This window comes from Legionella sp. PC1000, from assembly GCF_014109805.1.
GTDB classification, from domain to species: domain Bacteria; phylum Pseudomonadota; class Gammaproteobacteria; order Legionellales; family Legionellaceae; genus Legionella; species Legionella resiliens.
The window spans coordinates 1768565-1781789 of sequence record NZ_CP059400.1 but is presented as its reverse complement, the minus strand read 5'-3'; the positions used below and the strand labels follow the sequence as shown (position 1 = coordinate 1781789).

Sequence of the window (13225 nt, the reverse complement as noted above, 5' to 3'; positions counted from 1 at the left end):
CCTTAGTTTTGCAAAGGTTCAATCAGATCGTGAGTAATATACTTTGTGAATAAAGTGGCTAAACGGGTATATACTCGAGCATCTAATTCACTATCTTCCCCTTTTAAATAAAAATCTCCTCGATTTAATAAAGGATCTGCCACCAAAATCTCTTGCAGACCAGGTATCTCTTTTTCACCAAATTCTTTTTTGACCCAGGTAACATCTTCTGGATGCATGGCAAGCACTTTATAGGTTTTTAGGGAAGGCAATTCAGATTTGATGGCATTGAGTAAATCTATTAATTTATTAGGATTAACAGATAGTTCCACACCAATACAATGCTGAGTTAACCAAATTATAGTTTGAATTATTTCTTGAGTAACCTGTTCATCCACAAGTTTTATCGGTTTTTGCAGTAGATCAAACCAATATATAAACTGTTTTCTTTTTTCATTAATTTCAGCCTGTGCCTGTTGTATGCCTTCTGCATAGCCTTTTTCTTTAGCCTCCTGCTTTAAACGTTCACACTCGGCGAGAAACCGCTCCTCTTCATTAATTTCAACTTTCGCTTCATTATTTATAATCGATTTATATTCCCAGGCACTAAACTCGCTATTATTCTCATTTCTCTTTAGGTAAGGCTCGAATTTATCCGACATATACTTATCATCCCTGAAAATCATATCCAATCATAAAATGTAACTTTAGTGCAAAAAAATAAACATTAGTTCCCTTCACTACAACCCAGGTTAGATCATCTCATCCCCACCTTTGGAGCCTAGTGCAATTTTACCATCTTCTGCAAGATTTTTTGCTGTCGCCAGAATATCACGTTGAGCACGCTCTACATCAACTACTTTAACAGGTCCTTGTAACTCAATATCCTCTCGTAATAAATCGGCACCACGTTTAGACATGTTAGAGAATATTTTTTCCTTAGTAGGCTCGGTAGTCCCTTTCAAAGCCAGTTTTAATTGCTCCGGTGTCACATCACGCAATAACGTTTGCATGCTTCGATCATCCATATCCACCAAATTCTCAAAGACGAACATTTTATCTCGAATTTTTTCGCTTAACTCTTTATCCCAGTCTTTAATTTTATCGAGTACTTCTTCTTCCATAGCACCATCAAAATAGTTAATTACATCAGCTACACTCTTAATGCCTCCTACCGAGGCAGATTTACTTACTTTCTGACCACTGAGTTGTTTCTCTATAACTTGGCCTAACTCTGAAATGGCTTCTGGTTTTACTGTATCAATATTGCACATACGCAACAATACTTCCGAGCGCTTCTCCACACTAAAATAACGCACCACTTCAGCCGCTTGTTCACTATCCAAATGGATTAATATTGTTGCAATAATTTGTGGATGTTCATTACGAATTACATCAGCAATTAATCGACCATCTAACCATTTTAAACGGTTAAGTCCGCTGTCTTTATCAGAAATCAGAATGCGATCAATAAATGGAGTCGCTTTTTCTAATCCTAAAGCTTCAATGAGTACCGTACGTAAATAATGCTCTGTATCTACCGTTAAACTGGTTTGCTCCCCAATAGCATTAGTAAATTCGACAAGCACAGTTTCCATTTTCGCCTTGGTAACATTACTGAGCGTCGACATCGCGACACCCACCTTTTGTACTTGTCTCGGCTCAAGATGTCTCAATACTTCAGCAGCATTTTTTTCACCCATGCTTAATAGCAAGATGGCTGCACGCTCTATCCCATCCATAATTACCCCCGATCAACCCAATTTTTAACTACCTGTGCTACGCGCTTGGGCTCCTTATCAACAACCTGGCGTAATAAATTTAACTGCGATTCATAATCATTGGCTTCTTTGATTGAGATTGTTCCATCATAGGTCAAATCTGCTATAGGTTGCTCATCATCCGCAACACCTCTGACATTTCGATTACTGGCCAGTGTTTTTAGCATGGGCCTTAGCACGCCAAAAATTAAAGCCAAAACAAATAGAGCAGCTGCCGTTTGCTTCACTATGGACCAGAAAATATCCTTTTGCCAAAAACGCTCTTCAGGTATAGCCGCTATAGGATCGGGTTTTACAAAATCTGTATTGATTACATTTAAACTATCACCGCGTTGTGCATTTAATCCAATTGCATCTGCAGCAAGTAATTTAATTTGTTGTATTTCTTTTTGCGTCAAAGGAGTTTTAGACATTTTCTTAGTTTTCTCATCCATTACCGCCCTATTGTCTACCAAAACTGCAACAGTGAGTCGTTTAATTGTTCCAGGTTGATTTTTGGTATGGCTAATTGTCTTATCCAACTCAAAATTCTTAGTACTTTGCCTACGCAAATCCGTGGATTGATTGGTATCTGATGCTATTTGTGTTTGCGGTGGTGCATTTGGTGGTACATTTTTAGGAGGGGCATTTTTGGGATTAAGAGCAGGATTGGCTTGCGGTGTATTAGATAAAGTTCCAGGGACTCCAACCGCTTCATTTGAAACATTACGTTTCTCTTCCATGGTTTGTTCGCTTCGCAAAGAAGGAAGCTCGGGATTAAACATTTCTTGTGTTTGTTCATAAGTGGTAAAATCTATATCAGCAGAAACTTTTGCTCTAACCCGACCATAACCAAGTATTGGTGTTAATATATCTTGAATTTTTTGAGCATACTGATGTTCCAAATTTTGTCTGTAATCTAAAAAGCGCTCTGTAGCTGTAAAAAGGGTTTGTCCACCGCCTTCATTTAACAACTGTCCATCCTGATCGACAACCGTTACCCGACTTGCAGAGAGATTTGGAATGCTGGATGCAACCAAATTTACAATTGCGGCAATTGTATGTTTTTTAAGTTCCAAACCTGAATAAACATCTAGGAAAACAGAAGCGCTAGGCTCGTGAGCATCTCGAACAAAAGCCGATTCACGTGGAATTGCCAAATGAACCCGAGCTGATTTAATATCATGGAACTTACTTATAGTACGGGCAAGCTCAGCTTCTAAAGCTTGTTTGTAACGTGCGTTTTCCATAAATTGACTGCTGTTAAACGCATTCGAGCTTGAAAAAAGCTCTTCCGAACCCACCGGATCACGAGGCAATCCTTCCATTGCAAGTTTAAGACGCACATTTTGCAGATTATCTGCTGCAACCATAATCATGCTATTGCTATTATCAATCTTAAAATCAATACCATTGCGTTCAAGAGCAGAGACTACTTCAGCTGCATCACGCGCATTCATTTGCGTGTATAAAGGGACATAATTCGGATCACGAGACCATAAAACAACTGCCAAACCGATTGCAATGCTTGCAGCAATCCCCACCAGCAAACCAATTTGCCGCGCAATAGAAAGATTTGCAAATTTTGCTGCCACTGTTGACGCACTATTAGCCAATGCCATATCAAGCTCCTAATTATACTGGCATATTCATAATGTCTTGATATACTTGTACCACTTTGTTGCGAACCCGAACAGTAGCCTCAAGTCCCAGATTGTTTTTCTGGGCTGCTATCATTACTTCCCCTAAACTCACATTAGGATCACCCATTTCAAAACGAGTTTTTAAAGAGTCTGCAGATTGATTTAACTCATTGACTTGACTTAATGCTTGTTGAAATACCGTACCAAAAGAATGACTCGTTTCTGTTTCAATCACCGCACCTTCAGCCTTTGCAGACATTGTCTTTATCTGATTTAGCAGATTTACTGTATTAATATCACTCATTTCCTTATCTACCTCATAATTATTTGGTGTTTTATCCCTTCATCTGGTGATTTGGTCTCACCAGAATTTGTCCTTGCTGCAATGATGTTACAATTATTTATACTGTATACCCTTCCTCACGCATTTTTGCTAATTTATAGCGTAATGTTCTTTCACTTACCCCTAATAAAGCTGCTACTTTCTGTCTATTTCCCTCATTCTCCAATAAAGTTTTTTCAATTAATTCAAATTCATGAATTTGCAGATTTTTACTGTTAGCAAGTGGAGTAATTTCAGGAACCAAGGTAGCATTTAATGACAATTGTAAATGCTCTGCTTCTATAATACCTTGAGTTTGTAAAACTAATGCTCGTTGAATCACATTATCTAATTCCCGCGCATTCCCCGGCCAGGGGTAAGCTAACATCAGCTTCTGAGCTGCTGGACAAATCACTGGAACCACAGGTTGCTTGTGCTGACAATGTTTACGAATCAGATAGTTAGCCAAGGGAATTATGTCATTCTTTCTTTCACGTAAAGGATGCCACTGCAATGGAAAGACATTCAAACGATAAAACAAATCTTCCCTAAAACGACCCGCTTTCACTTCATCCTTAAGCTGTCGGTTAGTCGTAGCCAGAATGCGTACATCCAAACTAATTGTTTTATTGGCTCCAATTCGCTCCACTTCTTTTTCTTGCAAAACTCGAAGTAACTTAGCTTGTAAGCTTAAAGGCATTTCACTCACTTCATCAAGAAGTAAAGTCCCCCCTTGTGCCTGTTCAAACTTTCCAGCCGTTGATTTATAGGCTCCAGTAAATGAACCTTTTTCATAACCAAATAAGGTGGCCTCGAGCATTTGCTCAGGAATTGCAGCGCAATTAATCGCAATGAAAGGTTGTTTTTTTCGGGGTGAATGATCATGAATAAAATGAGCTAAAACTTCTTTACCCGTGCCACTCTCTCCACTAATCATTACACCCACATCCGATTGGGCCACTTTCAATGCCATAGTTAGTAAAGCCTGACTTTTAGGATCCTTGGCAATGGGCTCACCAGTATCCTCATCAAACTCCACTTTAATGTATTGATTAATTTTTTCAGTTAACAATTGGGCACTAAAAGGCTTTTGTAAATAATCCACCGCACCATTATGAAGAGCATTCACTGCATCTTGTACTGATCCATAGGCGGTCATCAAAATTACAGGAAGACCCAGTCTTCTCTTTTGGATCTCAGCTAATAGCTGATTTCCATCCAGTTCATCCATGCGAATATCCGTTAGTACCACTGATGGATTATGAATTTCGAGAAGAGCCAAAGCTTCCCTGCCATCTTTAGCAGTAATATATGTATGGCCAGCAATAGTCATTGTTTCAGCCAGCGCTTCCCTTAATACTGGATCATCTTCAACGATTAAAACATGACTCATAAAAAGTCCTTTTTCTAAGTGTTATAAAAAGGATATCATCCGGGGCGTGGTAAAGCGCCCCCTGAATTTATTTTAAAAGCTTAAACGGGAGACACTCAACATGCTCAGGATGACGACTTAAAATATTACGGCAAAAACAAATTAACTTGAGTTCCAACTCCTTCCGTAGATTCCATACTCAACCGACCGCCGTGTGCTTTTGCTACAGCATAAACAACTGCCAAACCTAAACCATTTCCTTGCGCTTTTGTAGTATAAAAAGGGGAAAAAGCCTGGTTCTTTACTTCCTCAGTCATTCCTTTACCATTGTCCTCTACTGATATTTGTATACCTGAATCATCCATAGATGCAAGTGTTAAATTAATTTCTGTTGCATCCGATTGCAATGAATTGATCACTAAGTTTAAAACAGCACCAATTAATGATTCTGCATGGACTAATGACTCACTGGAAACCAGTTGATTGTTCACATTGAATGTCACATTACGAGCTAAAACATAAGGCTGCGCACGTTGTACCAGCAAGGAACACCAATAGTTCATATCCGTGCGTGTGGGCTCTATTGTAGTTCCTCGTGCAAATAACAATAAGTCCTGAATTTGCTGCTCAATGCTGGTATGGCACTCTTGCAATCGATGAATCCAGTTTAGGGTACGCCCATCTAAATCAGGAAGATTATTCAAATGTTCTGTATACAACATCGCTGAAGCCAAAGGAGTTCTAATTTGATGTGCGAGCTGTGCCGTCATTGTACCAATTGAAACCAATTGCTTTTCATTTTCTTTAGCCTTCTCATAATCTCGTGTCGCAGTTATATCAGTTAAACTAACTAATATGCCCGGCAAACTGTCCAAGGTTGCAATCGCTACATGGACACGACGGCCGTCCGCCAGAGAAACTTCATGGCCATCATCAGCTCGAGGAACAAAAGCACGTAAAATCACATCCAACCATAATGAATCGAGTAAACCATATCCCAACATTGCCTCAGCAGGCGGATTTAACCACACAATACGTCCTTGAGAGTTAATGATGACTAAAGCGGTTGGCAAGCTAGATAAAATATCCCACTCAGAAAGAGGTATTTGCGGTCTTACAGCACATGTTTGGTAATTAGAATAATGCATACTGGATGAAATTATTATAATTAATAAGATGACTGTAACAAATTTAGAATAAAATGAAAATACTTTTAAAATCAGGCAATTAATTACTCTAAACTCCATTCCTCCTTTTTATTGACATAAAATGATAACCGTGATAAACATATTGCTATTAAATTATTCAAGAAAAGTAACATTATGACAATTATGCGTCCTAATATGACTATGTATATGAGCTGCCTGAACATTGTTTTTCAGGTTGGGCATGTGCAGTTAAATTTGGCGCTATAACTCCCCCACATTTCCCAATACCAGTGTTCAGGATAATCTCAAAAAGCGACCTTGTTAAAGTTAGAGGGCTTATTCATGAGCATATGCATTTTAAAAGGATCAAAGAGTGAATCTATTGATGAAATCAATTATCCAAGCATCAAGGGATGTTACCAGGAGTTAATTAAAGCTTTGGTTAAAAAAGGTTTCCCACTGGAAAGCATCAAAATTTATTTTGATGATGAAAAAAGGCAAATTCATTTTGATTACTACCCCGATGAACTGGATGTTCTAATCACTTATACGGATTTTGATGAAAAGCTACAACTTAATGTAACCCAACTACCTTTTGCATCAAATTGGGATGGTAATCGCTACCTTCTTTGGCATAATAAATCAGTGGAAGAATATGTAGCTGAAATTAAATCTTTGCATAAGTTGTCTGTTGATTTAGCACAACAAACAAACTATCCCCATCCTCGTTGGAATTTTTCACAAGCATCACATTCCTATTTATCAGTACCCCAAAGAAAGGAGGCACTAAAAAAATCATTCAGTGAGTTAAAAAATAAAAATGCGTTTCCCCAAGGAATCTACTTAGGCGAAATTCATCATCATAAGTTTCCCAAAAAATTTCTTACAGAAAATCTGGAATATTTTAAGCAACTAGGAATAAAAACCTTATTTTTTGAATTTCTCTTTTACGATCGCCATCAAACATTGCTTGATGCATATTTAAATAGCCCCAGTGAAGAACTGCCCCCTGAATTGGCTGCCTATTTACATTTCAAGGATGTAGCAAGTGGATGCGGATTTTCTGGTTATACAGATGTAGTAAAAGCAGCAAAAAAAGCAGGTATTCGTGTAGTTGCTCTGGATTCTTATCCTGCAATCTTATCCTGTATTAAAGGTTTCCAAATCAAATACTTAGGTGGAGATGAATACTTTAGAATTCATAGTTTTAATGGCAATGCAGCGAAAATTATTGAAAAAGAAAGCAATGGTGAACCTTACCTGGCTTTTTTAGGTTTTGATCACAGTTACATCAGTGGTAATTCTCGCTATAAAAATATCAAAAGTGTAGCAGAGTTATTACCAAATACGTGTTCAGTATTTCTTACAGATAGCCAAGTAAGTTATAAAAACTTATATGCTCCTTTTTTTAGTCATGGTAAACCATTGGTATTTAATTACAGCCGATATCATGAAGCAGGAGCAAATATTATTGAGACGAGTTGGAATACCCTGGATTGTCGATTATAAGTGCAAAAATACAAAAGAGTGGATCCATGTGGAACCATTCCCTGGCATTAAATTAAGAACTAATGCTCTCACGGCTTGTCCATGGAACACAGAATAAGATTAAGGACAATTAATGCGACATGAGACAGTGAAAGATCTACTCTTTTTAGAGATTAAGCTATGACTCTTGCTTTTTTTCATCCAATGATTTTAAAAAGTCTAACTTTTCGGCAATTTTTATTTCTAAACCACGATTTACTGGTTTATACCAACCGGGCTCCTGCATCCCTTCAGGTAAATAATGTTCTCCAGCAGCATAAGCATGCGGCTCATCATGCGCATAACGATACTCTTTTCCATATCCTAGTTTTTTCATTAAACGTGTAGGAGCATTACGTAAATGAATAGGTACTTCTCGAGATTTATCCCGTTTTACAAAATCCATAGCCTGGTTGAATGCGACATAAGCTGCATTACTTTTTGCAGCAATTGATAAATAAATGACAGCTTCTCCCAGAGCAAGTTCTCCCTCAGGAGAGCCCAATCTTTCATAAGTAAGTGCAGCATCATTTGCAATTTGGGCGGCACGCGGATCAGCTAGACCTATATCTTCCCATGCCATTCTAACGATACGCCGTGCCAAATAACGAGGATCCGCTCCCCCGTCTAACATACGGCATAACCAATAAAGTGCTGCATCAGGATGGGAGCCGCGCACTGATTTATGCAGCGCAGAAATTTGATCGTAAAAATTTTCGCCGCCTTTATCGAAACGTCTTACTTGTTCTGTCAGTGAATTCATAACAAATTCTTTAGTGACATGTACATTATTCATTGTGGTACATGCTGCATGCAATTGTTCGAGACTATTCAATAATCGCCGGGCATCCCCATCAGCAAATCCGATAACCATTTCTATCGCGTCATCATCAAATTGGATATGAGATAAAACAGCTTTATATGCTTTTTGGAACAAACGTCTTAATTCTTCATCAGTTAAAGACTTTAAAACATAAACCTGTGCGCGTGACAGCAATGCTGAGTTTACTTCAAAAGAAGGATTTTCAGTAGTAGCTCCTATAAAGGTCACCAAACCTGATTCAGTATAAGGTAATAATGCATCTTGTTGCGCTTTGTTAAAACGATGAATTTCATCAATAAACAATAAAGTATGTTTACCATAGGTCAAATTTTCTTGGGCTTTTTCAACTGCAGCACGAATGTCCTTTACACCGGAGAAAACCGCTGAAAGCGCTATCCATTCGCAGTCAAAAGCTTCAGCGGCAATACGGGCAATCGTTGTTTTACCAACTCCTGGTGGCCCCCATAAAATCATTGAATGAAGTTTTTTCCCAGCAAAACTCAGTCGTAACGATTTTCCTTCCCCCAATAAATGACTTTGCCCAATCACTTCATCCAGACTTTTGGGTCTTAAAAGCTCTGCTAATGGTGGTGTAGGCATCATCTTAAATAAGCTCATTGCCGAACCACATCCACCCCTTTTGGCGTTTTGAATTGAAACAAACTAGCGGCCAATTTAGGGTTTAATTTGATTTGCGATAATTGGACAGTTGTTACTTGACCCAATTGATCATAAAGCTCCAACCCTGTTAAGGCATTTTGGCGAAACTTCAATTTTATCCGTTGGAAGTTTGCTTTAGGTGATTTTGATTTCAAATCAAAAACAAGCTCATTACCCACATTACTTTGAGCCACCTTAAAATCTCGAGTTACAGTATCGTCATAGCCACTCAAGAATAAAGCAGCAGTTCCCCCTAAACCTTTTTGTTGTGCTTTAACAGTTACTTGCTCTAAGTCCTTATCATAGACCCAAATTTTTTGACCATCAGCTACCATTAACTGCTCCATAGGTTGTGTCGTCTGCCAACGAAATCGACCCGGTCTTTGTAATGCCATAGTACCCGATGAACGAGATACTACTCGTTGTTTTGCTTTTACTGTTTGCTTAAAAACAGCTGTCATAGAGCGAATGCTATTTAATTTGGCCTGCAATAATGCATCGGGTGTTTCACAAAATCCGGCGATAGAAACACTCAAGAGTACTGCGAATAATATTTTTTTCATTGCTAATCCTCCGTCACGGACGATACCAGAACATCACGATAGCCGCCATCTAATGGCCCCACAATTCCTGTTCGCTCCATTTCCTCAACCATTCTTGCTGCGCGGTTGTAACCTATTTTTAAACGTCGTTGAACTGCAGAGATACTTGCCTTACGCGTTTGAATAACGAATTCTACTGCTTGATCATAAAGAGGATCATCGTCCTCAGCTGCGGATTGCCCCTCTTCATCTGCTCCACCTTCATTACCATCACCAGTTAACTTTAAGATATCCTCAATATAATCAGGTTCCCCTCGAGCACGCCAGTCATCGGCAATACGATGAACTTCTTTGTCATCAACAAAAGCCCCATGAATACGTAAGGGTGCTCCACTTCCTGGTGCCAAATAGAGCATATCTCCATGTCCTAATAATTGTTCTGCACCTTGTTGATCTAATATAGTACGAGAATCAATTTTTGACGAAACTTGAAACGACATCCTTGTAGGAATATTTGATTTAATCAATCCTGTCAAAACATCCACCGAAGGCCTCTGTGTAGCAAGAATCATGTGAATTCCAGCGGCACGTGCTTTTTGAGCAATTCGCGCAATCAACTGCTCTACCTTCTTACCTACAACCATCATCATGTCGGCAAGCTCATCAATCACAACAACTATATAGGGTAAAAGCTCTAACTCTGGAGCTGTTTCATCCATTGAATCAACAGGCTTCCATAAAGGATTTACCAAAGGTTTGCCATCAGCAATCGCCTCAGCGATTTTACTATTAAAACCTGCCAAGTTCCTTACACCCAAAGCAGCCATAAGCTTATAACGACGTTCCATCTCTTCAACGCACCAACGCAATGCACTGGCAGCTTCTTTCATATCGGTAACCACAGGAGTCAACAAATGCGGAATTCCATCATAAACGGATAACTCCAACATTTTAGGATCAACCATAATGAGACGTACCTGATCGGGGGTTGCCTTAAATAAGATACTTAGAATCATGGCATTGATACCAACCGATTTACCCGACCCTGTTGTCCCAGCAACCAATAAATGCGGCATTTTAGCCAAATCAACCACTACAGGATGGCCTGCAATATCAACACCTAAGGCTAAGGTAATTGATGAGTGGGCCTGTTGATATACATCCGCTAATAGGACATCCGATAAGCGAACGGTTTCTCGCGAATGATTGGGTAACTCCAATCCAACCACAGTTTTACCTGGGATTACTTCAACAACACGAACTGAAATGACAGATAAAGAACGGGCTAAGTCTTTAGCCAACGCAGTCAACTTGCTTACTTTGATACCTGCTGCCAATTGTAATTCAAAGCGAGTTACCACAGGTCCAGGATGGACAGCAACTACACCAGCCTGAATGCCAAAATCCAGTAAATGTTGTTCTACTTCCCTTGATAAATTCTCCAATTCCTGATGCGTATATCCACCCATTGGTTTTCCAGGTTGTCCTTTATCTAATAAACCTAGAGAGGGCAATTCACCGGAAATACTTACTTTGGGAATACGGATTTCCTTTATTTCCTTAACTGGAGTCGGAACCGATTTAACAATTTCAGGTTTTACTTCAGTAATTAAAATAGGAGGAGCTATCCCCTCTTTTTCTTTCTCTACTTTTGGCTTAAATAATTTCGGAGCGGTTTTTTCACGAGGTGCTTTGGTTATTTCCTTTAACTTTGAACGCTCAACTTGAGCCTTAAGAAGATATACTACTTTTTGTATTGCCTTAGAAACATAATTTGCAGCGAATAATGTATAAAAACCGATAAGTTCAATTGCCTTTATCCAGGATAGACCGGTTAACCATGTAGTTCCTACCAAAAGCATAGCCAATAGAACCAAGCTTGCTCCATGCAAATTCAGCATTTGATACCAACCACCTCCAACAGCTTGCCCTATAAATCCTCCGGCACCATGAATGGAATCCAATTGATTCATCTCTGCCTCGAGGCTTAACAAGCCGCACCCCCCAGCAAACATAAGCATCAATCCAACAGAACGAAGAACTAAAACGCGTTTATCAAAAATCTTTAATGCACGAAAATCATGTAATAAGGCCCAGGAAATATAAACAAAAGCGATGGGGACCAAATAGGCAAAATATCCAAATGCAAAGTAAAGAGCGTCTGCAATATAAGCGCCCACTTGCCCACCTGAGTTTGCAACTAGCGCTCCGGCTCGTGAAGCATGTGAAAATCCAGGATCACTGACTTTATAAGTCAGTAAAGACAAGAGCACAAAAAGAGCACTTGTTAAAATTAATATAAAACTACCCTCACTAAGTCGCTTTACAACATAGCTAGGCATGTCTTTTTTAGAAGCACCAGATTTTTTTCCTGAATGTTGTTTTTCCATAGGTATTTTCATATAGTTGTTTTTGTCATAATATTCGCCATCTTAACACAAAATATCAAAATATTAAGGAAGGCAGAGACAATGAGCTCAAGCAATCATCATCGCTTAATCATATTAGGTTCAGGACCAGCAGGTTACACCGCTGCAGTCTATGCTGCAAGAGCCAATCTTCATCCGGTTTTAATCACTGGAATGCAACCAGGAGGTCAATTAACGACCACAACGGACGTTGATAACTGGCCTGGTGACATCGAAGGACTACAAGGCCCTGCCCTGATGGAGCGTATGCAAAAACATGCAGAACGCTTTGAAACCCAAATTATTTTTGATCATATTGTTAAAGCGAATTTAGCACAAGCACCTTTTACCCTGCATGGTGATAGTGATATTTATACCTGCGATGCACTGATCATCGCGACTGGAGCTTCTGCACGATACCTAGGATTAGAGTCAGAATCAGCTTATCAAGGCCGAGGGGTCTCCGCTTGCGCTACGTGTGACGGCTTTTTTTATCGCAATAAAGCAGTTTGTGTTATTGGTGGAGGAAATACTGCCGTTGAAGAAGCGCTTTATTTGTCTAACCTCGCCTCCTCCGTAACCTTAGTACATCGACGGGACAGTCTGCGCGCAGAGAAAATCCTCCAGGATAAACTCTTTGAAAAAACACGTAATGGCAATATTAAAATAATATGGAACTCCACTCTTGATGAAGTCATTGGTGATGATAAAAAAGTAACTGGGGCTTTAATTCGTAATGTACAAAATGATACAAAGGAGTTACTAAATGTCGATGGGGTATTCATTGCTATAGGACACACACCCAATACTGATTTGTTTAAAGATCAACTCATCATGAATAATGGTTATATCGTGATTAAATCAGGACTGGAAGGTATGGCAACCAGCACTTCCGTTCCCGGTGTATTTGCTTGTGGTGATGTGGCTGACCATGTGTACCGACAAGCCATCACCTCTGCTGGTTTTGGTTGTATGGCTGCTCTTGATGCAGAACAATATTTGGATTTAGGGGAGTAGCGTTTAATTAAAATCTCGCGCAGT

General features: G+C 39.3%; 11 protein-coding genes. 2 read left to right on the top strand and 9 right to left on the bottom strand.

What is annotated here, in order from left to right:
• Positions 1-2 precede the first annotated feature (2 nt).
• The 6 genes from FOLKNPGA_RS07775 to FOLKNPGA_RS07750 all read right to left on the bottom strand — a co-directional run bounded on the left by FOLKNPGA_RS07775 (position 3) and on the right by FOLKNPGA_RS07750 (position 6224).
• The gene (locus FOLKNPGA_RS07775) at positions 3-641 is read right to left on the bottom strand and encodes a flagellar assembly protein FliH (RefSeq protein ID WP_182352498.1); all 639 of its coding nucleotides are present in this window, start codon (positions 639-641) and stop codon (positions 3-5) included.
• Between the two features lie 90 nt (positions 642-731).
• Entirely contained in the window at positions 732-1721 is a 990-nt protein-coding gene (gene fliG, locus FOLKNPGA_RS07770; protein WP_182352497.1) for a flagellar motor switch protein FliG, read from the bottom strand.
• 2 nt (positions 1722-1723) lie between these two features.
• Positions 1724-3361 carry a flagellar basal-body MS-ring/collar protein FliF gene (fliF, locus tag FOLKNPGA_RS07765; RefSeq protein ID WP_182352496.1) on the bottom strand — a complete coding sequence of 546 codons (1638 nt, stop codon included), beginning with the start codon at positions 3359-3361 and terminating at the stop codon, positions 1724-1726.
• A gap of 13 nt (positions 3362-3374) precedes the next feature.
• A complete protein-coding gene (fliE, locus tag FOLKNPGA_RS07760) occupies positions 3375-3686 on the bottom strand; it encodes a flagellar hook-basal body complex protein FliE (RefSeq protein WP_182352495.1) in 312 nt (103 codons plus the stop codon).
• Between the two features lie 97 nt (positions 3687-3783).
• On the bottom strand, positions 3784-5097 hold the full coding sequence (locus tag FOLKNPGA_RS07755) for a sigma-54 dependent transcriptional regulator (RefSeq protein WP_182352494.1): 1314 nt from the start codon (positions 5095-5097) through the stop codon (positions 3784-3786).
• 125 nt (positions 5098-5222) lie between these two features.
• Positions 5223-6224, bottom strand: a complete 1002-nt coding sequence (locus FOLKNPGA_RS07750; protein ID WP_182352797.1) for an ATP-binding protein — start codon at positions 6222-6224, stop codon at positions 5223-5225.
• Between the two features lie 342 nt (positions 6225-6566).
• On the opposite strand from FOLKNPGA_RS07750, the gene FOLKNPGA_RS07745 reads away from it, so the two are divergent.
• Positions 6567-7733, top strand: a complete 1167-nt coding sequence (locus tag FOLKNPGA_RS07745; RefSeq protein ID WP_182352493.1) for a hypothetical protein — start codon at positions 6567-6569, stop codon at positions 7731-7733.
• Between the two features lie 157 nt (positions 7734-7890).
• On the opposite strand, the gene FOLKNPGA_RS07740 is transcribed toward FOLKNPGA_RS07745, so the two are convergent.
• Genes FOLKNPGA_RS07740 through FOLKNPGA_RS19135 form a run of 3 tightly spaced genes read right to left on the bottom strand, consistent with a single transcriptional unit; the run spans position 7891 to position 12166 of the window.
• Positions 7891-9192 carry a replication-associated recombination protein A gene (locus FOLKNPGA_RS07740; RefSeq protein WP_182352492.1) on the bottom strand — a complete coding sequence of 434 codons (1302 nt, stop codon included), beginning with the start codon at positions 9190-9192 and terminating at the stop codon, positions 7891-7893.
• Complete coding sequence (lolA, locus tag FOLKNPGA_RS07735; RefSeq protein WP_182352491.1) at positions 9189-9797, bottom strand: outer membrane lipoprotein chaperone LolA; 609 nt, start codon at positions 9795-9797, stop codon at positions 9189-9191. The genes FOLKNPGA_RS07740 and lolA overlap by 4 nt, the downstream gene beginning before the upstream one ends.
• A gap of 2 nt (positions 9798-9799) precedes the next feature.
• Positions 9800-12166 (bottom strand): DNA translocase FtsK, encoded by a 2367-nt coding sequence (locus FOLKNPGA_RS19135; protein ID WP_182352490.1) that lies wholly within the window; start codon positions 12164-12166, stop codon positions 9800-9802.
• 81 nt (positions 12167-12247) lie between these two features.
• Between FOLKNPGA_RS19135 and trxB the strand changes: the two genes are divergently transcribed.
• Positions 12248-13201 (top strand): thioredoxin-disulfide reductase, encoded by a 954-nt coding sequence (gene trxB, locus FOLKNPGA_RS07725; RefSeq protein ID WP_182352489.1) that lies wholly within the window; start codon positions 12248-12250, stop codon positions 13199-13201.
• Positions 13202-13225: the final 24 nt, after the last annotated feature.

Coding starts and splice junctions, on each gene's coding strand:
- FOLKNPGA_RS07775 (WP_182352498.1), bottom strand. CDS start 641: ATGTCGGATAAATTCGAGCCTTACCTAAAGAGAAATGAGAATAATAGC.
- fliG (WP_182352497.1), bottom strand. CDS start 1,721: ATGGATGGGATAGAGCGTGCAGCCATCTTGCTATTAAGCATGGGTGAA.
- fliF (WP_182352496.1), bottom strand. CDS start 3,361: ATGGCATTGGCTAATAGTGCGTCAACAGTGGCAGCAAAATTTGCAAAT.
- fliE (WP_182352495.1), bottom strand. CDS start 3,686: ATGAGTGATATTAATACAGTAAATCTGCTAAATCAGATAAAGACAATG.
- FOLKNPGA_RS07755 (WP_182352494.1), bottom strand. CDS start 5,097: ATGAGTCATGTTTTAATCGTTGAAGATGATCCAGTATTAAGGGAAGCG.
- FOLKNPGA_RS07750 (WP_182352797.1), bottom strand. CDS start 6,224: ATGCATTATTCTAATTACCAAACATGTGCTGTAAGACCGCAAATACCT.
- FOLKNPGA_RS07745 (WP_182352493.1), top strand. CDS start 6,567: ATGAGCATATGCATTTTAAAAGGATCAAAGAGTGAATCTATTGATGAA.
- FOLKNPGA_RS07740 (WP_182352492.1), bottom strand. CDS start 9,192: ATGAGCTTATTTAAGATGATGCCTACACCACCATTAGCAGAGCTTTTA.
- lolA (WP_182352491.1), bottom strand. CDS start 9,797: ATGAAAAAAATATTATTCGCAGTACTCTTGAGTGTTTCTATCGCCGGA.
- FOLKNPGA_RS19135 (WP_182352490.1), bottom strand. CDS start 12,166: ATGGAAAAACAACATTCAGGAAAAAAATCTGGTGCTTCTAAAAAAGAC.
- trxB (WP_182352489.1), top strand. CDS start 12,248: ATGAGCTCAAGCAATCATCATCGCTTAATCATATTAGGTTCAGGACCA.